Source organism: Halogeometricum borinquense DSM 11551, from assembly GCF_000172995.2.
GTDB lineage: Archaea > Halobacteriota > Halobacteria > Halobacteriales > Haloferacaceae > Halogeometricum > Halogeometricum borinquense.
In genome coordinates, this window is record NC_014729.1 from 728204 (window position 1) to 752536 (window position 24333).

The window sequence follows — 24333 nt, forward strand, 5'->3', positions numbered from 1 at the left end:
AGAGTTCCCTGTCTCTAGTCGATGCACCCCCAAATCCCCGAGTTCGAACCGCTCAGGGGTGTGCTCGAAGCTGCAGACGAACCACTGACCGCGCGCGAAGTACTCCGCCGCCTCAAACAACCCGGAGACAGTCGGCAGTCGCGTGATGGCTGCCGAACCCACCGGCATTCGGAGCCTCGCGGAGACGACGACACCTTCGAGACGGCCCACCGCGTCGCTACAGTTCTCGGCCGGGCTGCCGACGCTGACGGTCCGGTCGAAGTCACGAGAGGAAGTCCCTACACCTATCGACTCCGCGACTAACCACGGCTGACGCTGTCTTGATCCTGACTCTGTTTTGCTCCCGCTCCGTTTCGCCCCCGACTTTGCTTTGGTCCTGACTCCGCTTTGGTCCTGACTCCGCTTTGGTCCTGACTCCGCTTTGGTCCTGACTCCGTCTCGACTCTGGCTCCGTTTCGAGCCTGACACTGTCACCGCGCTCCGTTGTCGTCTTCTCTCGTACCGTCCAGCGACGGCGCTAACCCCCCAGAGCGCGTCGATCCGACTTCGATTCACTCGGTCTTACGAAATTCGAAACTCTGTTTCGCATCTCGTAGTAATCCGCCGGGCTTATTACGATGTACCGATTTCGTCTCCATGATGACTGACGAGGACACCTCGACTGGCTCTCAGGACGGGAGCGAGAACCGGACCATTCTACTCATTGGAAGTGGGCCCATTCAGATCGGACAGGCTGCTGAGTTCGACTACTCCGGCGCGCAGGCGTGTCGAGCACTGCAGGAGGAAGGGGCACGAGTCGTCCTCGTCAACTCGAATCCTGCGACGATCATGACCGACCCGGAGATGGCTGACAAGGTCTACATCGAACCCATTACCACCGAAGCCATCTCGGAGGTCATCGCAAAGGAGAACCCTGACGGGGTTATCGCCGGACTCGGTGGACAGACCGGGCTGAACGTTACCGCCGAACTCGCGGAGGAAGGGGTCCTTGAGGAGTACGACGTGGACATCATGGGGACGCCGCTTGACACCATCTACGCGACGGAGGACCGCGACCTGTTCCGTCAGCGTATGGAGAACATCGGCCAACCGGTTCCGCGTTCGACCACCATCTCCCTCGAAGACGACGAATCCGTGACGTCCATCACGGAAGACGACCTGAGTGACCGCGTTGAAGCGGCCGTCGAGGAAGTCGGCGGCCTCCCCGTCATCGCCCGTACGACGTACACGCTGGGCGGGTCGGGATCCGGCGTCGTCCACGAGATGGACGAACTCGTCGCCCGCGTCCGCAAGGGACTTCGCCTCTCGCGTAACAGCGAAGTGCTCATCACCGAGTCCATCTCGGGATGGGTCGAACTGGAGTACGAAGTGATGCGCGACGCCGACGACTCCTGTATCATCATCTGCAACATGGAGAACATCGACCCGATGGGTATCCACACCGGCGAGTCGATGGTCGTCACGCCGTCGCAGGTGATCCCCGACGAAGGACACCAAGAGATGCGCGACGCCGCGCTCGAAGTGATCCGTGAACTCGGGATTCAGGGCGGCTGTAACATCCAGTTCGCGTGGCACGACGACGGCACGCCCGGCGGCGAATACCGCGTGGTCGAAGTGAACCCGCGCGTCTCTCGTTCGTCGGCACTGGCCTCGAAGGCGACTGGTTACCCCATCGCCCGCGTGACGGCGAAGGTCGCCCTCGGCAAGCGTCTCCACGAGATTGAAAACGAGATTACGGGTGAGACGACGGCGGCCTTCGAGCCCGCAATCGACTACGTGGTGACGAAGATTCCGCGGTGGCCCAAAGACAAGTTCGACGACGTGGATTTCGAGCTTTCGACGGCGATGAAGTCCACAGGCGAGGCGATGGCTATCGGACGGACGTTCGAGGAGTCACTCCTGAAGGCGCTCCGTTCGACCGAGTACGACCCCGCCGCCGACTGGGGCGAGGTCTCCGACGACGAACTCGAATCCGAGTATCTCGAAAAGCCGACGCCGGACCGTCCGTACGCCATCTTCGAGGCGTTCGAGCGCGGCTACACGGTTGAAGACGTGGTCGAACTGACCGACATGAAGACGTGGTACGTCGAACGGTTCAAGCGCGTGACCGACTCTGTGGCCGCTGCACAGGACGGCGACTTCACGGCCGCCGCCACCGCCGGTCACACGAACGCTGAAATCGCCACCACGACGGGAAGCGACGTTTCCGCTGTCGAGGCGGACGTTCCCGGTCGCACGTACAAGCAGGTAGACACCTGCGCCGGCGAGTTCGCCGCACAGACACCGTACTACTACTCCTCGCGGAAGCCCGAGTTCTACTCCGGTTCCTCCACGGGAGACGATGCGGCGGGCGAACTCCGTGTTGACCGCGATGTCGAGAGCGTCGTCGTCGTCGGCGGCGGTCCCATCCGTATCGGACAGGGTGTCGAGTTCGACTACTGCTCGGTCCACGCCGTCCGCGCACTCCGTGAGATGGGTATCGACGCACACGTCGTCAACAACAACCCCGAAACGGTCTCGACCGACTACGACACCTCAGACGGCCTGTTCTTCGAGCCGATTACGGCAGAAGAAGTCGCGGACGTTATCGAGGCAGTTGACGCCGACGGCGTGATGGTCCAGTTCGGTGGACAGACCTCGGTCAACATCGGCCACCCGCTCGAAGCGGAGATCCAGCGCCGCGACCTCGACTGTGAGATTCTCGGGACGACCGTGGACGCGATGGATCTCGCGGAGGACCGCGACCGGTTCAACGTCCTGATGGACGAACTCGGAATCCTGCAACCCGAAGGTGGCACGGCAACGAGCGAGGAGGAAGCGCTCGAACTCGCCCGCGATATCGGCTACCCCGTCCTCGTCCGCCCGTCGTACGTTCTCGGCGGTCGCGCGATGGACGTGGTTCACTCCGACGAGGAACTGAAGACGTACATCGAGGAAGCAGTTCGCGTCTCGCCGGACAAGCCCATCCTCGTGGACGAGTTCCTCGCCGACGCCGTCGAACTCGACGTAGACGCCGTCGCAGACGGGCGCCGCGCACTCATCGGCGGCGTGATGGAACACGTCGAGAGCGCCGGTGTCCACTCCGGCGACTCCGCGTGTATGATTCCGCCGCGGTCGCTTGACGAGGAGACGATGGGGCGCGTCCGCGAAGTCACCGAAGATATCGCCACGGCTCTCGATACGGTGGGTCTGCTGAACGTCCAACTCGCTGTCAAGGACGGAGATGTGTACGTGCTCGAAGCGAACCCGCGTTCCTCGCGTACCGTGCCGTTCGTCTCGAAAGCGACGGACGTCCCCATCGCCAAACTCGCCGCGAAAGTGATGGCGGGCGAGACGCTCGAAACGCTGGGTGCGACAGAGCAGATTCCCGAACACGTCTCGGTCAAGGAAGTTGTCCTTCCGTTCGACCGTCTGCCGAACTCCGACCCCCGTCTCGGCCCGGAGATGAAGTCTACGGGTGAAGTGATGGGCACCGCGCGGTCGTTCGGTCGCGCCTACGACAAGGCGCAGGACGCGACGAGCAAGCCGGTTCCCGAATCGGGCACGGCCATCGTTGACCTCTCCGCCGAGGAGTTCCCCGACGAGGGAACCGAAGCGGGCGAGGAACTTCGTGAGGGCTTTGCGGACCACTTCGACCTCGTGTCGTTCGAGGATACGGAGGAACGCGACGCCGCGATTCGTGCGGGCGAAGTTGACCTCGTGGTATCGCGCAACCGCGACTTCCTCGAACTGTGTGTCGAAGAGGAGATCACGTACTTCTCGACGCACGCCTCCGCCTCGGCCGCGCTCGAAGCGGTCGAGTCGAAGGACGAATCGCTCGACGTCCTCGCTATCTCCGAACGTCCCAAGCAGACGGCCGACTGGGGCGCGAAGTAACCCTCTCTGTCCGCTCGGCACCTCGTTCGTTTTGTTTTATTTCGTCGTCTGGAGGAGATACACTACCACGCCGAGCAGTAGGTATAGCCCGGCTACGGTTGCGGTGTCTCTGACTTCGCCGCCGACAACCCGCGATGCGTAGAAGGCAGTCGTCTCCATGATGCCGAAGGAGATGACGACCGTCCCGACGAGTCGTCCGGCCTCACGGAGTTTCGGACGCAGTGACTGGTACGTCAACCCGTAGTCGGCACGCGACGGGCCGTCCCACGACACCCATCCGAGCCAGTTGACCGCTGTGAGAAATCCCGCGACGATGACGACCGCAGAGAGGATGCCGCCGATCAAGACGAGGTCGATCACGCGGTCGAGTTCCCGCACCAGCACCGCCGCATACAGGTTGTTGACGACGCCGGCGGTGACGCCGATGACGATGGCGAGAAGCGTTCGCTCAGCGCGTTCGAACGGACCACCTCCCGACGTTGACTCGCTCATGCGACTGTCGGGCACACGTTCCGCGACGTGTGAGTTATAGGCGACGGTGTGGCACTGTCGCCGGTGTCGTACGTCGGATTGAGTCCCACCGCGCCCACGCGCAGATTTTGTCCATCGAACGAACCGTTATGTATGTTCGGGAACCACGTCATCGTATGACAATCACGAGTGGACGCGTGTTGGTCGCCGGTGCGACAGGTGGGACCGGTCGCCGCGTCCTCGATGTCCTCCACACGTCCGACAGCGAGGTGGTCGTCCGCGCGCTGACTCGTTCGCCCGATTCGGAGTCTCCCCTCCGTGACCGTGGTGCGGACGAGGTCGTTATCGGTGACGTGATGAATCCCGACGACGCCGCCCGCGCGGTCGCTGATGTCGATGCCGTCATCTGTGCGCTCGGTTCATCATTGGGGCTGGACACGCTCACGTCCGACTCGGCTGACGGCGAGGGCACGAAGAACCTCATCGATGCCGCCTGCAAGGCGGGCGTCGAGCAGTTCGTCCTCGTCTCATCGCTCGGCGTCGGTGACTCCGCACCGGGAATGCCGCTCGGACTCCGACTCCTGTTCCGCGGTCTCGGTGTTCTGCCGGCAAAAGCCCGCGCGGAGGCGCACCTCCGTGATTCCGGACTCACGTACACGATTCTCCGCCCCGGCGGTCTGACGAACGCCGACGCGACGGGTGATATCGTTGTCGGTGAGGGCGGCGACACTGTCTCGGGGAGTATCCCACGCGCCGACGTAGCCGGCCTCTGCGTCGCTTCGCTGTTTACGCCCGCGGCGACCAACAGAACGTTCGAGGTGGTCGCACAGGGGGGGCTCCGCGGCACACCCGAGGGTATCGTCGAAATCGACTGGCAGACTGCGCCTGCTGCGGCGCGAGGTGGCTCAACCGTAGAAGAAAGCGAATCCGCAGACTAACTAGTCCAGCTTTCCGAGCGCTTCGAAGAAATCAGACGAGGGACCGGCGAGTCGGACAGGATCGTCGGCCGTCGCTATCGTCACCTCGGTCGGCGGCGTGACGTACTGTCGCTGCCGCCCGTCGCTGACGACGACGGCCTCTTCGGCGTCGGTCACCGTGATCGTCACTTCGGCGTCCGGGGAGACGACGAGCGGTGGCATACCACCGTCCGGAGCCATCTCGTTTATCACGAGTCCTTCGACGCTCGGGTGGACGAGTGGGCCGCGTTCGCTGAGGTTGTAGGCTGTGCTTCCCGTCGGCGTTGCCACGAGGACGCCGTCGGCGTGCCCGCCAGAGTACAGCGAGCCGTCCACACGGACTTCGAGGCTGACGCCGCCGCCGTGGCCTCGTCGCGGTCCTTGGACGACGACCTCGTTCATCGCCGGATGCTCGGTCCAGCCGTCCGCCTCGGCGGCGATTCGCGGGACTTCTCGAACCGCGAGCGACTCTCCGTCTCGGAATCGCTCGACTTCGGCCATGACCGCCTCGACGGCATCGTCGGGACCGACGGCGTTCAGAAAGCCGACCTCACCGAGATTGACGCCGAGGATGGGAGTTCCACCCGCGCCGCGCGCCGTGAACAGAAACGTGCCGTCGCCGCCGATACTCACCACGAGATCAGCCGTCTCGACCGTCTCGACCGGGTGGCCTTCGACACCGAGCGTCTCCGCCGTCTCCGCATCGACACGTACTTCGACATCCGCATTGAGGAGTCGCTCTCGGAGGTCGTCGGCCAAGTACGCGGCTCGACTGTTCCCCCGTTGTGCGACGATGGCCACCTGCATACTCGTCTGCTGAGTTAATTCTCTCCCGGCAAAAGCCCACCGTCCCACAGTTCCGTCACGACCCGCGTCCGCGCGGCCACGGGCAACATTCATAGCCGCTGACTTCCACCTACCCACGACTGCGATGGAATCGACCGCTTTGCGTTCTCGTGTGGTCTGCCCCGTCAATCCCTGTGGAGGGACGACGCATGAGTGACGACGACTGGTTCGAGCGGGCGTTTGACGACGAACCGGATAGCGACTCGGACGACGAGAGTGGCGCTGCAAGTGATCACGTTGAGAGAAGTGAAAGTGCTTCTGAGGGTGGTAGTGCCGCCGAAACCGAAACCACGCCTGAGAGCGATAGCGTAGCCGAGACCGACGACGCGCCCCCCGATGACGGGACAACCGATGACGCCGTCCAACGTGACGGCACACCCGCATTCAAAGACGGAGCGAGTTCCGAGACCGACCCCGATACCGCGGAGACACCGACGGCAGACGCATCTGCGTCCCGTGATGACGCCGAGCGCGCGTTCGGGTTCGACGCCGGCGATGCGACACCGGAAGCAGAGACGTCTGACCCCGACCCGTTCGGCGGCGTTCGAAGTCGGGTCGATCAGTCATCGACGGATCGAGACGAACCCAATCCATTTTCTGAGGATTTCGCCGACGCGATGGGGAGCGCTCCCGCGTTCGGCGGCGAGTCTGAGGGTGGGCAGAATCCCCCGGACACGAGCACCGAGAGCTTCGACGACGAGGAGTTCGAATCAGACATCGACCGACTCGACATCGGTATCGAGGGGCTGGACGAGATGATTCTCGGCGGCGTGCCGAAACGCTCGCTCATGGTCACAATCGGCACTGCCGGGACCGGAAAGACGACGTTCGGCCTGCAGTTTCTCAACCACGCCCTCGAAAACGGGGAGAAAGCCGTCTACATCACGCTCGAAGAGAGCCGCGACCGCATCTTCGACACGGCCGAAGAGAAGGGATGGCCGTTCCGAAAATACGCCGACGAGGACCGACTGGCTATCATCGACTTAGACCCCGTCGAGATGGCGAACAGTCTGGCGAGTATTCAGAACGATCTCCCCCGCCTTGTCGCCGACTTCGGGGCCGAGCGTCTGGTCCTCGACTCCGTCTCACTGCTCGAAATGATGTACGACCATCCATCGAAACGTCGGAGTCAGGTGTTCGACTTCGCTCGGGCATTGAAGGATGCGGGCGTGACTACGTTGCTCACCTCCGAAGCAAAGGAGAACAACCCCTACTCCTCGCGGCACGGTCTCGTCGAGTATCTCGCGGATGCGGTGTTCGTTCTCCAGTACGTCCGCCCGAGCGACTTCCGGGAGACGCGACTGGCAATCGAGATCCAGAAGATACGCGATGCGAACCACTCCCGGGAGACTAAGCCGTACGACCTCACGAGTGACGGAATCAGCGTCTACCGACAGGCGAACATCTTCTAACGCTATCGCTCGTCGGGTTCGGACGACTCGTCGTCGTCCAACGTGAACGTCCGCTTGCGAACCGACCCGCAACTGGGGCAGACGTGTCGGTACAGAATCTGATCACCGTTCGTTTCTGCGGTCCATTCGCCGCCGTCGTCCTCGTATCCGCAGTCAGGGCAGACGAGGTCTTCGTGTTCCATATGCGACCGTAATCGTTCGAACGGAGTCGATCCGGTATCATCGTGTTCCATACAGCCGCGTACTTTCTGGAAGCACAAAAAGTACTAGGTTAAATTACTGAATACGAATTATACTGGAGATATTATACGCAGCCAGCATCGACAACGGCTGTTCTGTACACCAGTCTTCTCTAATCCGTCTCGGTAGCGACTCCACGTTTCATTGTGACTCCGGCAGAGTACCGTATATGAGCGACGCGACGGACTGTCACGACTATCCCTCTGACGAGCGGTATGCCACGCTTCGTGGTCGATACCTCTCGAAGACGACTGATCTCCGACTCAAGGAGGCAACGGCCGTTGCGTGGTCGGAACTCGGTTACTCGCGGAGAGCAATCGCTCGGGAGATGGAAATCGGCGAGTCGACAGTCAAAGGCTACCACGAGAAGGCGATGGCGCTGTACGGACTCGAACTGTTAGAGGCACACGTCCCGGATGCCGAGCAGATCGATTACGACCGTATCGACGCCGAGTACGTTACCCAGTTGTCAGGTCGTCGAAAGCAGGCCTGGATCGACGCGTTCGACAGCCACCGTGGTAGGTTGCCGCAGGAGTGGGTGTCCGAGGTCGCTCCCGACAGGTAGCGACGGGTGAGTACGGTCAAGCCGCTCGGTGTCCGTTTGCTCTCCCACACAAAGATAACGGCCAGAAAACATATTGTGTTGGTAATTACCTATCAATAACCGATGGCTGGTAACAACCACCACGAAGATGACACCGAGCAGCAAACGAATGCGACGCGTCGGACCGCACTGAAGGGGTTCGGGGGCGCACTTGGATTCGGCACGCTAGTCGGGCTTGCGGGTGAGGCGAGTGCGATGCACATCGGCCCGGGGTACGGCGGTGGTGGCGCATACGACGAACTGGAACCGGACGAGTACATCTGGAAAGACTCCGATTCGGTCACCGTCTTCGACGACCAAACCGAACACGGCGGTCCGTACAAGTACAAAGGCGTCCTCTCGGCCTCGATCTACTACCTCGACGTGCAGACGAATCCCGAAGGCGAGTACGAGCACTACTTCGACGCCGCGTCGTGCTTTACGATCTACCGAGACAGCATGTACGACGATAATGGCTATCAAAAGGTCGCCCACATCGGCCAGACGGAGATCACCATCAGCAACAACGCGACAAAGAAAGCGAACATTCTCGCGGACATCGATGATGATGACGTTGGGGCCGCACCAGCCCCGTCCGATACATCAGACCCCGATGGGTCAGACTGGGGCGACGCGGCGTTCACCGCGGTCACGACGGCAATCGGTGAAATAAGCGAGCGGGTGAACTGGGGTGCTGCTGCGTTGGACGTGATGGATGCGCTCGTTGCCGATGCCGAGTACTCCGCTCCATCGACACAAGAGAAATTCGAGTGGATGTACGGCTCTGGCGAGGAACCGAGCGAAGCGACCAACTGTGCCCGCTTCATGCTCAACAACAAAGATTATCATACCGAGATCGACTTCGACATCACCTTCCGTGCAAATTCGAACGCCGAGTCCGTCCTGAATCCGGATAAACGGTGGAATATCCAAAAAGACGCGAACGACCACACCTGAACCGGCCGGCGCTCGTTTCGCTCCCGGTCTCATCTTTCACTACCTGATCGTTGCCGACGCTTTCGATCCTGTCTTCGGAAAATACACAGCACAGTGAACGGTCGGCCGAGATGTCTCAGTCGTCGGACGGAGTCGGGACCGCGTCTGCGATTTCCGCGGGAAGTTCAGTCGATTCGACGGGGTCGAACTCGTCGTAGTGGACGATCTCATCGACCGGGCGGCGGTACTTCCGTTCGTTCTCCACGTCGGCCGCCTCGTCGTCGGGGTAGCCCAGCGTGACGAGCATGACGGGTTCGTACTGGTCGCCGTCGATGTCGAACGTGTCGAGGACGCCCTCGGGGTCGAATCCGCCCATCGGACAGGAGGCGACGCCCTCCTCCCACGCGGCGTTCATCAGTTCCGTCGCGGCGATAGTAGTCGAACGAACCGTCCAGACCCGGCGCTCCGCTTCGGGGAGGTCTGCCATTCCCTCGATGTTGCCCAGCACGGCGTCTCGGGCGTCCTCGTTCGGGAGGTAGCCTTTCGCTAACCAGTCGTCAAGGACGGCGTCGGCGTGCGCCGAGGGGTCCTTGTTGCCGAGAACGACGACGGCGACGGGTGCCTCGGTGACGTGTTCTTGATCGTAGGCGACTTCGCGGAGTTGCTGGCGCTTCTCGTCGTCAGTCAGGACGAGAAACTCCCACGGTTGGAGGTTGTAACTCGATGGCGCGTGTCGAACGCGCTCGAAAATCGACTCGATGACTTCCGTTGGAAGGTCTTCGTCTGCGTACTGGTGGACGGATCGTCGAGAGGTGACGACTTCGTCGTATTCCATCGTGAGCGCATACGCCCGGATGTGATAAAGCGCGGCTGACACCGGCGGTCGTCTCCGCCACCGATTCTGTGCTCGCAAGCCTCGTAGTGTAATCTAACCAGGTTACACTGACGATATCGGGACGCCGGTATCCCATGAGACCTCAGTGGACGACGGTCACGGGGACGGGCGACCGCCTGACGATGGCCTCCGCAACGCTTCCTAAGAGAATACGCGAGATGCCCTCGCGGCCGTGGCTCCCGATGACGATGTGGTCTACCTCGCCCTCGCGTGCGACTTCGAGGATGGTCGCGGCGGGCCGGCCGACCTCGATTCGCGTGTCGATGTCCATCTCCGGCGAGAGCTCGTCTTTTGCATCCTCAAACACCGTAGAGGCCTGTTCGCGGGCGGCTTCGTACCACTCTTCGGAGCCGGCTGGAAACGCGCTCAGACGGTAGCCGGCCTCTATCGGGTTGATGACGTTGAGAAGGGTGACGTTGGCGTTCCCCCACTCCGACGCGGCGAACCGCAACGCCTCGACGGACTGCGGAGACCCATCGACCGGGAGGAGTAGATGGTGGGCCATATTCGTAGTATGTTACCAATTCACAAAAGGAACCCGTCTGTGATGCGGATTACTCGCCGTGTCGTGTCACGCACGTCGAGAGACCGACAAGTTCGACGGGTTCGGAGTTATCGGGCGAGTAGACGACCATCTGCCCTTTTTCCATGTACGGCACCTTGTCTTCGAGATTCGGCGGGATGTTGACGCTCTTGATGGCGTCCTCGTCACCGAGATTGAGGACGAGTTTCGTGTTCACCTGTTTGAATACCGGTTCGGCCACGCCTTGGGGGTCCTGTGTGATCAAAAACAGTCCTAACCGCTCTTTTCGACCCTGTTTGGCCGCCTCGGTGAACTTCGAGACGACCTTTCTGGCTTGAACGTTGTCGGCGTCCGCGAGGAAGTTGTGCGCCTCGTCCATTCCGAGAACGAGCGGCGTCTGCTTGATTCGCTGTGAGTCGGGCGTGTTCGACAGTTTGTCGTCGATGAGCATGCTCGACACCGCGAGGACGAACATCTCCTTGGCTCGACTCGTCGAGAGGTGATACGTCGGAATGACGGTGAGGCCGCCGGGGCGGACGAGTTCGTGGTCCAGTTCCGTGATGGGACGGGCCGACTGGTCGAACACGCCGTTCGGGACGCCTCGAACACGACGCTTCACCGCATCGAACGTTGCTTCGTGAACGCGCCCGGACTCGTGCAGTTCCTCTTTCAACGCCGGGTCGTCCAGAAACGTCAGGAACTCGTCGTACGTTCCTTCGTCGCCGTACTGTCGGAAGAACCGGCGGAGCAGTTCCTTCAGCGCCGGGAACTGGTTTTCATTGAGACTGCTTCCGGCGACTAACCACGGCCTGTCACGCGCCATCGAGAACGGAATCGTGAACTCCAACTGTTCGGCCCGATGGTTGTCGCCGCCGTAGGGGACGCCGTCTTCTTTCGGCACGAGTGCGATGGTGTCGTCGTGACCGCCGTGGGCGACGCCCTCGCGTTCGTACCGTCGCGCGACGGACTCGGTCATCTCGGGGTTGTCGTCGTGCATCTGGGCGTACTCGTCCTGCGGGTCGAACTGGACGACGGCCATCCGGGCGTCGCGCCCGTCGTCCATCTCGTACGTCCGGTCCGAATCGAGGAGTTGTCGGAGGAGGTTCTTCGAGGCGTGGGTCTTCCCGGACCCGGTCCCACCGGCGACGAGGGTGTGTCGGAAGACGAGCGGGTCGCCGTCAGTGTAGTCGTCTTTCAACCGGTAGTCGATAGTCGGCGGTTCCGCCGCTGTCCGGACTTTCTCGCCGCCGACGGAGAGATGTCCTAAGAAGACGCCTTCAGCGGGAATCTTTAGCCCCGTCTTTATCTGCTCTGGGTCGGTGGCTTCGGCGACGATAGCACCCGGTTTCGGTACGCGGTCTACCATCCGGCGTTTGAGTTCGTCGCCCTGTTCGAAGAGAACTGCCACGGGGTCCAACGACGCGACGAACTTGTAGTCACGTTCTTCGAACCCTTGCTGGCGCATCGCGCGCCGGGCGTGAATCTCCGTTGCGTCGTCCGTCTGGAACTCTTGGGCGTACTCCAACGCGGTGATGCGACAGAACAGGAGTTCGTCGTCAGGATAGGGAACGAGGAGATATTTCCCGAGACGCACGTCGTCCCGGTTGCCCGTTGTGACGAACGCCCGAAGGGTAGTCTCGTCGCCGTCCTCGGCGACGCGGAGGCCCTGCGAGACGGAGACGGCACCGATACCGCGGTCCTCTCCTGCGGGCGATACGTCGTACGTCTCGAACGAGACGCCGTCCGTATCGGTGCTGGGTTCGGAATCGGACTGAGGGGACTGCTCGCGCGTCTGCGCCTCCTCGGTGGCGGACGCGTCGGTCGTATGCGAGGACGATTCCGTGTCGGGGTCGTCCTCGAAGTCGGTGAAATCACCGAGGTCGGACATGTTCTCAGACAGGATAGCGGGCGACTAAAACACCTGTCCCTTCGAAGCCCTCCCGCGCGTCTTTTCAGCCCCCGGCGCGTATGTATACCATATGCTTCTAGTTCGTGGCCACGGCGGCGGTACGACGTTGACGGGCACTATCTTCGAACGCGGTGAGGAGGCCCCGTCGTACAAGGGCGCGCCCGACGAAGACGCGCCGTACGTGTGGGTCTGCGACGAGTTCTACGAGGTCGAAAGCGGCGGCTCTGAGACGGAAATCGATGGGCGGACGATCAACGTCGCGTTCGACTCGCCGATGCCGCGCGGATTTGACACGCGCGAGCAGGCCGTCGAGGCCGCAAAAGAACATGTCAGGACGCAGTTCGCCCGCGTCGGCGTCGCGGCCGAGGACGTGCGTATCGAAGTCGTCAAGAGCGAACCGGGCGCGACCTGATTTCTCGGGGGGAACCCGCTATTCGTTGGGTGCCCACCGCACGTCGTCGTAGCGCCAGACGGCGTCGGAACCGAGATTCTCCTCCAGTTTTCGTCTGAGCGCGACTTTCTCTCGGGCGCTAATGCGCGCCAGTTCGTCAGCTTTGGCGACTGCCTCGGGCGGACCGCGTTCGGCCGCGATGTCTCTGAGCATCTGCGTCGTGAGTTGCCGTCGAACGGTCTCGTCGCGTGCGAACGCCACCGGCGCTTCGACGCGGTAGAGAACGTCTGTCCGTGGATCGTAGACGACGAAGAACGCGACTTCGTACAGGTCGTCGTCGAGGTTCCGTTCGAGACCGTAGGCGTCGCCGTCGGCGGCGAACGTCCGGTCTGACCCGCCGCGTGAGACAAACCAGTTAGTGAACGTCAGTTCCGAGGTGTCTCGCCGCTCCGTTTCGCCGTTACCGACCGCGCGACGTTCGAGCAGACGAGTGAAGAAGGCGGTGTCGTCGGCCCATGGCGCTTCCATCCCCCGATCACGGACGGCGTTGACGAGGTGCTTCGACGCCGGGTTCTTGACGAACCCACAGAGAGGGACGTCGCGTTCGACGAACCGCTCGACAAGACGCATGTAGTTCTTGACGACCTCTTTCGGCTTTGCCTCCCGCGAGAGGTTCCGGAGTTCGCTGTCTCGGTCGCGCCAGTTCAGCAACTCCTTCGGATACAGTGGCCCATCGAGGATGAGGAGATCATCAACCCTGTCTGCGTACTCTAAGGCGTGCGTACTCTCGGAGAGATAGAGGGCGAGAGCGTGGACGACGCCCTCAGCGTAACGACTCACCCGCGGCGCGTGGATGATTCGCCACCGACAGTAGCCGTCGTCCAGTTTGCGCCACGGCTCGTCCAGTTTGAGCGTTGAATCGTTTGCGTGCGTGGTGGCGACGATACTCCGGTGTCGATGCAGATCCAAGTCGGAGGGAACTGCGGCCATCGCCGCCTGCGCCACATCGAGGACGATGCCGTTTTTGAACGTCGTCGGGTTGATCGTGCCCGAATCGAGACCGTGGGCCGTCTCGAACGGTGGGTCAGCCAGCGCCACGTCGTCGATAGTGACCGACCGGAGGCGACGCTCACCCAATGGGTCCAAAACGACGTCACCATCCGGCCCGTACAGTGGGTCGAGATACTCATCCCAGACCGTTCGTGCGAGGTCAACGTGTTCCTCGTCGTCCACGTTTCGGGCGAGATAGGCCGCTAAATCCGCGATTCCGTCCACGTGGACGGGGTCGAGGGTCATGCTGCATCTGTGGATGTGTGCGTAGAAAAACCCCCACTTCCTCCGGTATCAGCGACTAGCTACCGTCTGGCTGTCACTATCTGGCCTTGCACGAACGCAAACGGTCATGAGGCTCAATTACGTACTATCAGCCGTGACCATCCGGGCAGTCGGGTTCGATCTCGACTACACACTCGCCGTACCCACGCGCGACCGAGCGACGATTCTGCGTGACGCCGCAACGGACGCGGGTGCGCCGCCACTCTCCAGAGACGCGTATCTCGACGCGCATCAACAGCATCTGACACAGGAGACGCGAACGCCGATTTTCCGCACGCTCCTCGACGGCCGAGAATCCGATACGGACCCCGCGGCCGTCGCCACTGCGTACCGCGAACACATCGCTGATGCCCTCGTTCTCATCGACAACGCAGCGCAGTTCCTCGCCGAACTGCGCGGTCAGTACACGGTGGGACTTCTCACGAACGGTCCACGCGTGGCCCAGCGGGACAAACTCGACACGCTTGGCTGGAACGACGCCTTCGACGTGGCACTCGTCACCGGAGAACTGCCCGCCGGAAAACCGAACTCCGCCGCGTTTGAGGCACTACTGGATGCTCTCGGCACCGACGCCGCCGAGACGGCGTACGTCGGTGACGACGTGGATGCCGACATCGGCGGGGCGGCGAACGCCGGACTCGTCCCCATTCAAGTGGTCTTCGACGGTGGACCGGATCCCGATCCGCGCGCCGCCGCGCACGTCGAACGCGACGAGTTAGTGCGGCGACTGCCGTCGGTTCTCGATTCGCTCTAGTTGCGCTCTCGATACGGAGTTACTCGGTGGCGACGACGCGCAGTGCCGGTAAGAGCCACTTCACCTGTGCGCCGTTTTCGACGAAGACGAGCGTTCGCGCCGGCTTGACCGCTTTCGGACGGACGCGGAGTCCTTCCTGTTCGGCCACGTCCGCGACAGTAGCCATCTCGGTGACGAACTCGACGCGCGCACGGTCCGGCTGGACGAACACCTCCGCAACCTGTTCGCCGTCGTGTTCGATAGCGTAGGCAAACGCGCCGTCATCCGTCGGTTCCACGTCCGGGTCGGAGTCGGTCACGGAGAGCGACGACAGCGACCGTTCGTGACCCGTGACCTCGGAAGCGAGGAGTTGGGCGATTCGCTTTCCGTGCGACAGTCGGTCCTCGACCATATCCTTACTTTACCGTCGGAGGGTTTAGACGGCGTGGTTGTCTGTGGCTGATGCGGTTGGACGCGCGGTCAGTTGTGCGTAGCACAAAATCCGATAGGACGGCAGCTACAACTCCTCTCTCGCCTTCTGTGCGGCGTCACCGACCTCTACGCCGTGCTGTTTCGCGTACAGTGCGGCCGCCGCCTCCACGCTGACGCCGAGGCGACGCTGCACATCGTTCACGTCCGCAACCGCGGATTGTTTGTCGTGCCCGTCGGCGACGAGTGCGTCGAGGATTCGTTCGAATGCCGACTGCTCGCGGAGAATCGATTGGTCCGGTTCGTAGTCTTCGGGCACGGTGACCCCCGCGGGATCGAACTCGGCGACGACGTTGCCGTCGTCGCGGGAGACCAAGCCGCGCCCAGCGGCAACATCGATGAGGCGTTTGGCCTGATCGGGCGAGAACCAATCGCGGTCCAACGAGAGAGCGACCACGAACTCGCCTTCGCCCAACTGGTCGGTCCCGCGTTGTTTGAACGGTACCGCCACCGCGACGTCGAGGCTCATGTCCACGTGTCGGGACGCGCCCGCACAAGGAGTTCCCGGTTTCCGCGTGTGGGTCTCCCGGGTTCTTCGTGTGGGTCTTTGAAACACCGTATTCCCCGGGTTCCAAGCGAGTGCTGGACTCGCACACGTCGAAGGCCGATTCGAGCGATTGAAGTACTTACCGGGTTTTTCACCCCGTATGAAGGACCAAGGACGCTCGAAGCGGAAGCGCACCGGCGGGCGACTTCGACCCTCGCACAAGAAGAAGCGATACCAGCTCGGCCGCGAACCGACCGAGACCACCGTCGGCGAACCGCGATTCCGCGTCGTTGACTCGCGTGGCAACCAGAAGAAGCTCCGCGCGCTCTCCACCAACGTCGCCCAAGTGGCCGACGGCGGTGACGTCAGCGAGGCTGAAATCGAGAACGTCGTTGACAACCCGTCGAACGTCAACTACATCCGCCGGAACATCATCACGAAGGGCGCTATCATCGAGACCAGCGCTGGCCGCGCTCGCGTGACCTCGCGTCCCGGTCAGGACGGACAGGTTAACGCCGTCCTCGTCGACGAAGAGTAATCGCGCGATTCTCTGTAGTCGTTTCTGCAACTTCGCGCTGACTCACCCTGTTGTGAAGTTCAGCGCAGTATTCTCTGCAGATGCGACTCTGCTTTGTTCTCGTCCCGAGCGACAGTGGTCGCTCGCTGTGAAATGATGACGGGACGGACAGCGTAGGGAGATAGAAACGCGCGCTTGACTAAGGCGTCGGTGCTGCCTTTTGCAGGGCCGTCTCCGCGATATTGCCGCCGTAGTCGGCGCTTCGGGAGACGGAGTCAACGATCAGTCCGAGCAGTTGCGCGCGTGCAGGGTCAAGGTCGCGCAGGAGTTCGTCGATTTTCCGCGCGCGTTCGTCTATCTGTTGGACGTTTTCGCGGGCGTCGTTGGCGAGGCGGGACGCTTCGTCGGGGTCGTCGGTGAACAGCGCATCCATCCCGTCGTCTACGACTTTTCGCGCTTCCATGTACAGTTCTTCGAGTGCGGAGACGACATCCTCGGAGACGGGTTCCTCGAAGTTGAGCGTCAGGTGGGCAATTTTCGTCGCGTGGTCGCCGATGCGTTCGAGTTGCCGCGCGGCGGACTGGTAGTCGAAACACACCTCACGCGGCAGGCCGAGTTCCTCGGCCGCCTTCGGGGTGCGAAGCGTCGCACGGAAGATGCGCGAGACGACCATCCACAGACGGTCAACGTCGTCATCACGCTGGATCACGTCGCGGGCCATGTCGTCGTCCAGTTCCGCGATGGCGGCGATTGCGTCTTCGAGCATCGAGAGAGAGATGAGGCGCATTCGCGTCACTGCGTTATGGATCGACAGTTCCGAGGAGTCCAGCAAGTCGCGGATGACGACTCTATCACGCGTTTCTTCGAGAACTTCGAGACCGACGAGACTCTGCGTCGCCTCACGGATGGTTCGTCGCTGCTCGGTCGTGATGCGACCGCTCTCTAAGGCGATGATATCGAACCCGCTTACGTACATCGTCATCACCGCACGCGTGAGTTCGTCGCCCGCCAAGTTGGCGATATCGAGCGTCCCTTCCGTCCGCTCGTCCTCGGTTCGCGGGGTCAGAAACAGTGAGTCGCCTTCAGGGTAGAACTCGACTTCGCTTCCCGCAGAGACGCTGTTTTCCGTCGCCCAGTCTTTCGGAATCGAGACGGTGTACGTTGACCCTCCCGTCACCTGCACCTTTCGCGTTTCGACCATGTTCAGAGATCTGAGAGGCACACCATAAATCTGTCCTTGTCTATATATTGGTTAGTTCGTGACCGGAATTGGGGCTCTTCGAACGGGGACATTCCCAGTAGATGCATGTGTTCGACCACTGAAACCTTTCGGATAAGTTCCGTTCAGAGTCAGGAAATCGGCAGACAGCGGCTGGATTATATGTGTAGCACTTGATATTCATCAAGAGTAATACGTTCGACTAGTGTGCTAAAAACAAACACAGTATCCAAACTATACAGATCATAGCAGAGTACATAGTTTAGTGGTGGCTCGCAATCGATTGATGACGCGGAACTCATCGGATGTGTCGAACAGTGTGTCGAGGCGGAAATTCGTCGTCGCCGCCGGGGCGACGGGACTTGCGGGCCTCGCGGGTTGTAGTGGAACGGGGGGAAGTCAGACCCCCTCCACGTCGGGCGGTAACGACGGTTCAGACGGGCAGACAGAACAGACCACCTCATCGTCAACCAGCAGCGACAGCGGATCGGTGACACCGTTGACGGCTGACGGATCTTCGACGGTGTACCCCGTGACGAACCTCGCCGGGTCGTACTGGAACTCCAACCCGCCCGCAGACGACAAAGAGTACTGGGGACCGGGACAGTACGGTATTGAAACCGACAAGAGTCTTGCAGACTACTGGGCCGGACTCTACGGATTCGAGGGCAATGATGACGGTACGCCCCCGTTCCGAACCAGCATCGGTCTCAGTCACAGCGGTGTCGGTCTAGAGAAACTCAAGAAGGGACAGGTCGATATCGGCGACTCGAGCGCACCGGTCGGTGCGGAGTTCCCCGATGCGTCCGACGACGAACTCGAACCGTTCACGGACCACGTCGTCGCTGTTGACGCCCAGCCCGTTGTCGTCAGCAAGGAGATTTACGACGCTGGCGTGACGAAGCTCACCCTCGAACAACTCCAAGACATCTATCGTGGAGAGATCACGAAGTGGTCGGAAATCGATGGTTACGATGGTCCTGACAAGGAGATTCAGGCTGTCGGGCGTGCTGAGGGGTCCGGTACGGACACCGCATTCCGACTGAACGTCCTCGGCGACCCCGACGCGTCGATGTCGGGTGTCGATATTCGGAAAGGGCAGAACCAACAGGTCAAGACGCTGGTCTCGAAGTCGAACAACGCCGTCGCGTACCTCGCACTGGCGTTCGTCGATGAGGAGGCAGTCCCGCCCGTCTCCTTGGAGATCGAAGGCACGACCTACACATACGGCGAAAACCTCGGTGCCAAGGAGTACCCCCTTTCCCGTGATCTCCACGCGTACACGTGGGACGGGACCTCGAAGAAGGAAGCCGCGTTCCTCCGGATGATTCTCACGGAGTTCGGACAGAAGAACTTCGTCGCGACGAACAACTACGTAACGTTGACGGAGAAACGACTATCGAAAGAACGCTCCAAGCTCCCTGAACCGGAAGCGTGAGGAACCGGACACAGTATATATCCCGAGTAAACATACAATAGTCTCCCACCGATATTCCGTGCGTATCGCTAACGTAGCCGCCCGGTGATCGAAGACCCTCCAACATTCGCGCCTCAGTTCTCAAGAGTGCCACTCGTTCACTCATCCCTCCCATACGTACGGATATATAGACAACATAGTAGAGTATTTACTACCTAATCAGCAACGTACCGACGATGTCTGAGTATCCTGTCCATCGACGTTCGTTGTTAGTCGGTGGCGCCGGACTCGTCGCCTCCTTGGCTGGCTGTATTAGTACAAGTGCGACACCTCCCGGGCAGAACGAGGGTTCAGACGAGAGTGGTGGTGACTCTTCTGAATCGACCGAACTACTGAAGGCAGGTGGTTCGTCAACCGTCTACCCGATCGCCAACAAGGCGGGGTCGTACTGGAACTCGAATCCTCCAGCGGAGGACGAGGAGTATTGGGGACCAACGCAGTATGGTATTGACACTGATGAGAATCTCGCGGATTACTGGGCCGGACGCTACGGGTTTGAGTCTGACTCAGGGTCATCGGTTCCGTTCACCGTTAGCGTCGGGCTGAGCCACTCGGGGACCGGTCTGGAGAAAGTCCGGAACGAGCAACTGGATATCGGGAACGCCAGCGCTCCGGTCAGCGCTGAACTCCCCGACGCGTCCCAAGAGGAACTCGACAAGTTCGTCAATCACGTAGTCGGCGTTGACGCACAGCCTATCGTCGTCAGTAAGGAGATCTACGACGCGGGCGTGACGAAACTCACTGCCGACAAGATTCGTGCAATCTACCGCGGAGAGATAACGAACTGGTCCGAAATCGATAGCTACGGCGGACCAGACCGAGAAATTCAGACGATCGGCCGGTCAGTCGGTTCGGGGACCGACACCGCGTTCCGAGCGAATCTCCTCGGTGACTCCGAAGCTGAGATGCCCGGGGTTGACGTCCGAAAAGGTCAGAACCAACAGGTCAAAACCACGGTGTCGAAGTCCAATAACGCTATCGCGTACATGGCGCTCGCATTCGTTGACGACTCGGTTCCCGCGATCTCACTCGAAGTCGGTGGGAAGACGTACACTCGTGGGGAAAACCTCTCTGACCCCGGGTATCCGCTGGCGCGTGACCTCCACTGTTACACGTACGAGGACACGTCCAAACGTGAAGCCGCGTTCCTCCGGATGATCCTCTCGGACTTCGGCCAGCAGACGTTCGTTGAACCGACCGGATACGCACCGCTCACACAGGAACGCCGCGAAACAGAACTGAGTAAGCTTCCGGAGACAGTCTGATGTCTACTGGAACTCGATTCGAAGCGTTTCAGGATATCGACCGGGGGACACGCCTCATCGGTTTGACGAGCGGACTGGCACTCCTTGCCGTCCTCCTCGCGTTCCTCGTTGCAGCCCAGTTCGTCGTTTATCCGTTCGTCGTGTTCCTCGTCTCCGTCGCCTACGGCTGGTACGCCTATCAGGAGAGTACAGCGAAGATCCTGATGTTCTTCACGACGGTATCGACAGTAATCATATTGGGTCTCATAACCGTTTACCTGTTCATCAAGTCGATTCCGGCGTTTCGGACGATGGGTCTCGATATCCTCCTGAAGACGAATCAGCCGCTCTGGGAGCGGGCGTCGAACACGTACTCGCTCGCACCCATGATCTGGGGGACGGTGCTGACGACGATCATCGCCATGGTCATCGCGGCTCCCCTCGGAATCGCCGGCGCGCTGTTCATCAGCGAAATCGCACCGAAGTGGGCGCGTGAGATCATCAAGCCGGCCATCGAGATGCTCGCAGGGATTCCGTCTATCGTCTACGGATTCCTCGGTTGGGTCGTCGTGACGGAGTATTTCTATAGCGAACTCCAACTCTCGAACTTCAGTAGCCTGATGGTGGCCGGTATCATGGTCGGAGTCATGGCGCTTCCGACCGTCGTCTCCGTCGCGGAAGACGCGATTGCGAGCGTCCCCGGTTCGACGAAGGACGGATCGCTTGCACTCGGCGCGAGCGACTGGCAGACGATAAAGAGCGTCACCTTCCCGACCGCGTTCTCCGGAATCTCTGCTGCAGTCATCCTCGGCGTCGGTCGCGCTGTTGGAGAGACGATGGCTGCCACCGTCATTCTCGGACACCAGCAGGCGTTCCCTGACCCTCTCTACGACGTGTGGGAGGGGACTGAAACATTGACAAGCCTCATCGCCAGTCAGTACGGCATTGCGACTGGCACACAACTCAGTGCATTGTTCGCCGCAGGTGTGATTCTGTTCTTGACCGTTCTCACGCTGAGTATCGGTTCGCAGATAATCGAAGATCGGCGGCGGAAACGTCTCGGAGGTGAAGGATGAGTCTCGACACGCAGACTGGTGATACACTGGTCGATGATGAGTCCTCTCTGTTGGCGTACGTCTCCAGTGCCGTCACGGCAGTCGCACTCGGAATCGCCGTTGCCGGTATCGCAACGATATTCGGCGTTTTCGACCTCACAACAACGGTTTCCGGACTCTCGGCCTTCGACTACTTCGGCATCGGTTTCGTCGGTGTCGGCGTCGTACTCGTCGGCATTGGCGTCGCCTCGCGGATCGGCGTCCTCGACACGAAACCCGACCGGACGGCGGGCGCACTTCCCGCAGCCCTCTTCGGACTGATCGGGTTTGTCGTTGGGAGTCTTATCGGCTCCAGCACGCTCGGCTTCTCGACGTTCTGGCCGGTGTTCGGCATCGTTGGTGGCGTTTCCCTCGCGGCCGCGGCACTCCTTCCCCGTGAGGATCTCGGCGTGACTATTCCTGCTGGTGGACTCGCGCTGTTCGGCGGGCTCACGTTCCTTACCGGTCTCATCACGCCGTCGTGGACGTGGGAGCCCATAGCCGGATCGGCGACGTACACTGGTACGTTCGTTATCCCGTTCCTTGCTCTCTTCTTGGGCCTCCTCACAGCGTGGGTCGGTGCCGAAGCCTACGGCGGATTCGGGACTCGCGGGCGTCAAATGGGTGCTTATCTCCTCATCGGTGCGAACGCAGTTGGGATGCTCTCACTTCTCGTCATCCTTGTTGCGTTCGTCGTCAGTAAGGGATTCGCCCCGATGACTCGCGGGATCCGGTTCGGTCTGTTCTGGGAGCCGCTGACGTGGTTCTACTTCCCGCCAATCGACAAATACGTCGTTATCGAAGGGCCGTTAGTGTGGTTCTACTGGCCGTTCGTGATGGAGGGCGTCGCGCTGATGACCGAGATCAACGGTATTTTCCCGGCAATCGTCGGCACGGTCTGGGTCGTCTTCGGCGCTGTCGTCTTCGCGATTCCACTCGGCGTCGGTGCGGCGGTTTTCCTGACCGAGTACGCCGAACGCGGGTGGTTCACTAAACTTGTCGAAATTTCAACCGATGGGTTGTGGAGTACGCCCAGTATCGTTTACGGGCTGTTCGGGCTGGCGTTCCTCGTTCCCCGTCTCGGGAACACCACGTCGCTGCTCTCTGGAATGCTCGTTCTCGGCTTCATGATGCTTCCACTGGTGGTTATCACCAGCCGGGAGGCGCTCAAGAGCGTTCCTGACGACTACCGCGACGCCAGCGCTGCGCTCGGTGTCGGGAAATGGGAGACGATAAAAAGCGTCGTCCTCCCCGCCGCGATGCCCGGTGTTATCACCGGTGCCATCCTCGGTATTGGACGTATCGCGGGCGAGACGGCGCCGATCCTGCTCGTGATGGTCAGCGATCCGTTCCCCTCGCGTGCGACAGATGTCTTCGCACCGGAGTTCGCCTTCGTCTCGGACTTCCCGTTCGTCCACGCACAAGTGATTGATCCGAATGCGTTGCTACAACCGACGAGTGCGCTCCCATACCAACTGTACGCGATAATTACAGCAGGTGTCGGCCAACGTGAATCGTTCGCGTGGGGGACGGCACTTGTGCTTCTCTTGGTCGTCTTGAGTTTCTACGTGGTCGGTATTGGCTCACGGATGTACTTCCGACGGAAGCTAGAACAATGAGTAACATGACACAGACGAATCCGGAAACTGAGGAAGCGAACGAACAGATGACCGTCGTCGGAGAGAGCGACGAGGAACTCCGCGAGGAGTGGATCCAATACGAGTTCGAGGGCGAACCGAAGTTCTCGGTCCGCGACCTCAACGTGTGGTACGGCGACGACCACGCACTTCACGACATCTCGATGGACATCCCCGAAAAGAGTGTGACCGCACTCATCGGGCCGTCGGGATGTGGGAAGTCCACGTTCCTCCGATGCCTCAATCGGATGAACGACCGCATCAAAAGTGCGCGTGTCGATGGGTCAGTTAAGTTCGAGAATCAAGAGATATACCAGGACGGCACCGACCTCGTAGAACTCCGAAAGCGCGTCGGACAGGTGTTCCAGTCGCCGAACCCGTTCCCGAAGTCGATTCGGAAGAACATCTCGTACGGCCCGCGAAAGCACGGCGACATCAATACTGGACTTCTCGCACGCCTTACCGGCCGGGACGACTCCGACCGCGAAGACGAACTCGTCGAACGGTCGCTCAAACAGGCGGCCCTCTGGGACGAAGTGAGTGACCGACTCGGCGACAACGCGACTGGACTCTCTGGCGGACAACAACAGCGTCTCTGCATCGCACGGGCGCTGGCAACGGATCCGGAGGTCATCCTGATGGACGAACCTGCGTCCGCCCTTGACCCGGTCGCAACCTCGAAAATCGAAGATCTCATCGTCGATCTCGCGGAGGACTACACAGTCGTCGTCGTCACCCACAACATGCAACAGGCGGCCCGTATCTCAGATCAGACGGCTGTCTTCCTCACCGGTGGCTACCTCGTCGAGTACGACGACACCGACAAAATCTTCGAGAATCCCGAGAGTCAGCGCGTCGAAGACTACATCACGGGCAAGTTCGGATAACGTCGCTCTCAACGGACGGCGGTTGTCAGCTTCCTGCTTCTGACTGCGCTGTGCGAAGCAGTTTATACCGACACTCGATTTCGCGAATACGGAAATCCTTTCATCTGGCCTTCACGACCGCCTTTTCGCGCATCTTGGTCTCGGTATTGGTTCGCACGACACGTTTATTCGACTCC

The 24333-nt window shown here is 60.9% G+C and carries 24 protein-coding genes; 14 read left to right on the plus strand and 10 right to left on the minus strand.

What is annotated here, in order from left to right; genetic code table 11:
• Nucleotides 1–21 precede the first annotated feature (21 nt).
• Nucleotides 22–303, plus strand: coding sequence for a hypothetical protein (locus HBOR_RS03795; RefSeq protein WP_006053608.1), 282 nt, complete (start codon nt 22–24; stop codon nt 301–303).
• Between the two features lie 336 nt (nt 304–639).
• Nucleotides 640–3876: a carbamoyl-phosphate synthase large subunit gene (carB, locus tag HBOR_RS03800; RefSeq protein WP_144018701.1), complete on the plus strand. Its 3237-nt coding sequence runs from the start codon at nt 640–642 to the stop codon at nt 3874–3876.
• A gap of 36 nt (nt 3877–3912) precedes the next feature.
• Here carB and HBOR_RS03805 read toward each other — a convergent pair whose 3' ends face one another.
• Complete coding sequence (locus HBOR_RS03805; protein ID WP_006053610.1) at nt 3913–4368, minus strand: hypothetical protein; 456 nt, start codon at nt 4366–4368, stop codon at nt 3913–3915.
• Between the two features lie 155 nt (nt 4369–4523).
• On the opposite strand from HBOR_RS03805, the gene HBOR_RS03810 reads away from it, so the two are divergent.
• Nucleotides 4524–5285, plus strand: a complete 762-nt coding sequence (locus tag HBOR_RS03810) for an SDR family oxidoreductase (protein ID WP_006053612.1) — start codon at nt 4524–4526, stop codon at nt 5283–5285.
• On the opposite strand, the gene HBOR_RS03815 is transcribed toward HBOR_RS03810, so the two are convergent.
• Nucleotides 5286–6110: an NAD(+)/NADH kinase gene (locus tag HBOR_RS03815; RefSeq protein ID WP_006053613.1), complete on the minus strand. Its 825-nt coding sequence runs from the start codon at nt 6108–6110 to the stop codon at nt 5286–5288.
• A gap of 188 nt (nt 6111–6298) precedes the next feature.
• Between HBOR_RS03815 and HBOR_RS03820 the strand changes: the two genes are divergently transcribed.
• Nucleotides 6299–7561, plus strand: coding sequence for a KaiC domain-containing protein (locus HBOR_RS03820; protein ID WP_006053614.1), 1263 nt, complete (start codon nt 6299–6301; stop codon nt 7559–7561).
• A gap of 2 nt (nt 7562–7563) precedes the next feature.
• Here the strand turns inward: HBOR_RS03820 and HBOR_RS03825 are convergent, their stop codons facing one another.
• Nucleotides 7564–7794 carry an HVO_0649 family zinc finger protein gene (locus HBOR_RS03825; protein WP_006053615.1) on the minus strand — a complete coding sequence of 77 codons (231 nt, stop codon included), beginning with the start codon at nt 7792–7794 and terminating at the stop codon, nt 7564–7566.
• A 176-nt stretch (nt 7795–7970) separates the two neighbouring features.
• Here HBOR_RS03825 and HBOR_RS03830 point away from each other — a divergent pair, with 176 nt between their 5' ends.
• Both HBOR_RS03830 and HBOR_RS03835 read left to right on the plus strand, forming a co-directional pair.
• Nucleotides 7971–8366, plus strand: coding sequence for a hypothetical protein (locus HBOR_RS03830; protein ID WP_006053616.1), 396 nt, complete (start codon nt 7971–7973; stop codon nt 8364–8366).
• A gap of 102 nt (nt 8367–8468) precedes the next feature.
• The gene (locus tag HBOR_RS03835) at nt 8469–9341 is read left to right on the plus strand and encodes a hypothetical protein (protein ID WP_006053617.1); all 873 of its coding nucleotides are present in this window, start codon (nt 8469–8471) and stop codon (nt 9339–9341) included.
• Nucleotides 9342–9456: 115 nt separating this feature from the next.
• Here HBOR_RS03835 and HBOR_RS03840 read toward each other — a convergent pair whose 3' ends face one another.
• The 3 genes from HBOR_RS03840 to HBOR_RS03850 form a co-directional block, all read right to left on the minus strand.
• Nucleotides 9457–10155 (minus strand): nitroreductase family protein, encoded by a 699-nt coding sequence (locus HBOR_RS03840; RefSeq protein WP_006053618.1) that lies wholly within the window; start codon nt 10153–10155, stop codon nt 9457–9459.
• A gap of 142 nt (nt 10156–10297) precedes the next feature.
• Complete coding sequence (locus HBOR_RS03845) at nt 10298–10720, minus strand: universal stress protein (RefSeq protein ID WP_006053619.1); 423 nt, start codon at nt 10718–10720, stop codon at nt 10298–10300.
• Nucleotides 10721–10769: 49 nt separating this feature from the next.
• A complete protein-coding gene (locus tag HBOR_RS03850) occupies nt 10770–12626 on the minus strand; it encodes an ATP-binding protein (RefSeq protein WP_006053620.1) in 1857 nt (618 codons plus the stop codon).
• 91 nt (nt 12627–12717) lie between these two features.
• Between HBOR_RS03850 and HBOR_RS03855 the strand changes: the two genes are divergently transcribed.
• A complete protein-coding gene (locus HBOR_RS03855; RefSeq protein WP_006053621.1) occupies nt 12718–13059 on the plus strand; it encodes a DUF7113 family protein in 342 nt (113 codons plus the stop codon).
• A gap of 18 nt (nt 13060–13077) precedes the next feature.
• On the opposite strand, the gene HBOR_RS03860 is transcribed toward HBOR_RS03855, so the two are convergent.
• On the minus strand, nt 13078–14334 hold the full coding sequence (locus tag HBOR_RS03860; RefSeq protein WP_006053622.1) for a DNA double-strand break repair nuclease NurA: 1257 nt from the start codon (nt 14332–14334) through the stop codon (nt 13078–13080).
• A 133-nt stretch (nt 14335–14467) separates the two neighbouring features.
• On the opposite strand from HBOR_RS03860, the gene HBOR_RS03865 reads away from it, so the two are divergent.
• Nucleotides 14468–15127, plus strand: coding sequence for an HAD family hydrolase (locus HBOR_RS03865; RefSeq protein ID WP_006053623.1), 660 nt, complete (start codon nt 14468–14470; stop codon nt 15125–15127).
• Nucleotides 15128–15146: 19 nt separating this feature from the next.
• Here the strand turns inward: HBOR_RS03865 and HBOR_RS03870 are convergent, their stop codons facing one another.
• Together HBOR_RS03870 and HBOR_RS03875 are read right to left on the minus strand one after the other, a co-directional pair.
• The gene (locus HBOR_RS03870) at nt 15147–15518 is read right to left on the minus strand and encodes a hypothetical protein (RefSeq protein WP_006053624.1); all 372 of its coding nucleotides are present in this window, start codon (nt 15516–15518) and stop codon (nt 15147–15149) included.
• 105 nt (nt 15519–15623) lie between these two features.
• On the minus strand, nt 15624–16064 hold the full coding sequence (locus HBOR_RS03875) for a DUF2240 family protein (RefSeq protein ID WP_006053625.1): 441 nt from the start codon (nt 16062–16064) through the stop codon (nt 15624–15626).
• Nucleotides 16065–16242: 178 nt separating this feature from the next.
• On the opposite strand from HBOR_RS03875, the gene HBOR_RS03880 reads away from it, so the two are divergent.
• Entirely contained in the window at nt 16243–16620 is a 378-nt protein-coding gene (locus HBOR_RS03880) for a 30S ribosomal protein S8e (protein WP_006053626.1), read from the plus strand.
• 178 nt (nt 16621–16798) lie between these two features.
• Here the strand turns inward: HBOR_RS03880 and HBOR_RS03885 are convergent, their stop codons facing one another.
• Complete coding sequence (locus tag HBOR_RS03885) at nt 16799–17800, minus strand: phosphate signaling complex PhoU family protein (protein WP_006053627.1); 1002 nt, start codon at nt 17798–17800, stop codon at nt 16799–16801.
• Nucleotides 17801–18104: 304 nt separating this feature from the next.
• Between HBOR_RS03885 and HBOR_RS03890 the strand changes: the two genes are divergently transcribed.
• The 5 genes from HBOR_RS03890 (at nt 18105) to pstB (ending at nt 24157) form a co-directional block, all read left to right on the plus strand.
• Nucleotides 18105–19256, plus strand: a complete 1152-nt coding sequence (locus HBOR_RS03890; RefSeq protein WP_006053628.1) for a PstS family phosphate ABC transporter substrate-binding protein — start codon at nt 18105–18107, stop codon at nt 19254–19256.
• 215 nt (nt 19257–19471) lie between these two features.
• Nucleotides 19472–20560: a PstS family phosphate ABC transporter substrate-binding protein gene (locus tag HBOR_RS03895; protein WP_006053629.1), complete on the plus strand. Its 1089-nt coding sequence runs from the start codon at nt 19472–19474 to the stop codon at nt 20558–20560.
• Nucleotides 20560–21615, plus strand: coding sequence for a phosphate ABC transporter permease subunit PstC (gene pstC / locus HBOR_RS03900; RefSeq protein WP_006053630.1), 1056 nt, complete (start codon nt 20560–20562; stop codon nt 21613–21615). Before HBOR_RS03895 ends, pstC begins: the two co-directional genes overlap by 1 nt.
• On the plus strand, nt 21612–23252 hold the full coding sequence (gene pstA / locus HBOR_RS03905) for a phosphate ABC transporter permease PstA (protein WP_006053631.1): 1641 nt from the start codon (nt 21612–21614) through the stop codon (nt 23250–23252). The genes pstC and pstA overlap by 4 nt, the downstream gene beginning before the upstream one ends.
• The gene (pstB, locus tag HBOR_RS03910) at nt 23249–24157 is read left to right on the plus strand and encodes a phosphate ABC transporter ATP-binding protein PstB (RefSeq protein WP_006053632.1); all 909 of its coding nucleotides are present in this window, start codon (nt 23249–23251) and stop codon (nt 24155–24157) included. The genes pstA and pstB overlap by 4 nt, the downstream gene beginning before the upstream one ends.
• Nucleotides 24158–24333: the final 176 nt, after the last annotated feature.

Coding starts and splice junctions, on each gene's coding strand:
- HBOR_RS03795 (WP_006053608.1), top strand. CDS start 22: ATGCACCCCCAAATCCCCGAGTTCGAACCGCTCAGGGGTGTGCTCGAA.
- carB (WP_144018701.1), top strand. CDS start 640: ATGACTGACGAGGACACCTCGACTGGCTCTCAGGACGGGAGCGAGAAC.
- HBOR_RS03805 (WP_006053610.1), bottom strand. CDS start 4,368: ATGAGCGAGTCAACGTCGGGAGGTGGTCCGTTCGAACGCGCTGAGCGA.
- HBOR_RS03810 (WP_006053612.1), top strand. CDS start 4,524: ATGACAATCACGAGTGGACGCGTGTTGGTCGCCGGTGCGACAGGTGGG.
- HBOR_RS03815 (WP_006053613.1), bottom strand. CDS start 6,110: ATGCAGGTGGCCATCGTCGCACAACGGGGGAACAGTCGAGCCGCGTAC.
- HBOR_RS03820 (WP_006053614.1), top strand. CDS start 6,299: ATGAGTGACGACGACTGGTTCGAGCGGGCGTTTGACGACGAACCGGAT.
- HBOR_RS03825 (WP_006053615.1), bottom strand. CDS start 7,794: ATGGAACACGATGATACCGGATCGACTCCGTTCGAACGATTACGGTCG.
- HBOR_RS03830 (WP_006053616.1), top strand. CDS start 7,971: ATGAGCGACGCGACGGACTGTCACGACTATCCCTCTGACGAGCGGTAT.
- HBOR_RS03835 (WP_006053617.1), top strand. CDS start 8,469: ATGGCTGGTAACAACCACCACGAAGATGACACCGAGCAGCAAACGAAT.
- HBOR_RS03840 (WP_006053618.1), bottom strand. CDS start 10,155: ATGGAATACGACGAAGTCGTCACCTCTCGACGATCCGTCCACCAGTAC.
- HBOR_RS03845 (WP_006053619.1), bottom strand. CDS start 10,720: ATGGCCCACCATCTACTCCTCCCGGTCGATGGGTCTCCGCAGTCCGTC.
- HBOR_RS03850 (WP_006053620.1), bottom strand. CDS start 12,626: ATGTCCGACCTCGGTGATTTCACCGACTTCGAGGACGACCCCGACACG.
- HBOR_RS03855 (WP_006053621.1), top strand. CDS start 12,718: ATGCTTCTAGTTCGTGGCCACGGCGGCGGTACGACGTTGACGGGCACT.
- HBOR_RS03860 (WP_006053622.1), bottom strand. CDS start 14,334: ATGACCCTCGACCCCGTCCACGTGGACGGAATCGCGGATTTAGCGGCC.
- HBOR_RS03870 (WP_006053624.1), bottom strand. CDS start 15,518: ATGGTCGAGGACCGACTGTCGCACGGAAAGCGAATCGCCCAACTCCTC.
- HBOR_RS03875 (WP_006053625.1), bottom strand. CDS start 16,064: ATGAGCCTCGACGTCGCGGTGGCGGTACCGTTCAAACAACGCGGGACC.
- HBOR_RS03880 (WP_006053626.1), top strand. CDS start 16,243: ATGAAGGACCAAGGACGCTCGAAGCGGAAGCGCACCGGCGGGCGACTT.
- HBOR_RS03885 (WP_006053627.1), bottom strand. CDS start 17,800: ATGGTCGAAACGCGAAAGGTGCAGGTGACGGGAGGGTCAACGTACACC.
- HBOR_RS03890 (WP_006053628.1), top strand. CDS start 18,105: ATGACGCGGAACTCATCGGATGTGTCGAACAGTGTGTCGAGGCGGAAA.
- HBOR_RS03895 (WP_006053629.1), top strand. CDS start 19,472: ATGTCTGAGTATCCTGTCCATCGACGTTCGTTGTTAGTCGGTGGCGCC.
- pstC (WP_006053630.1), top strand. CDS start 20,560: ATGTCTACTGGAACTCGATTCGAAGCGTTTCAGGATATCGACCGGGGG.
- pstA (WP_006053631.1), top strand. CDS start 21,612: ATGAGTCTCGACACGCAGACTGGTGATACACTGGTCGATGATGAGTCC.
- pstB (WP_006053632.1), top strand. CDS start 23,249: ATGAGTAACATGACACAGACGAATCCGGAAACTGAGGAAGCGAACGAA.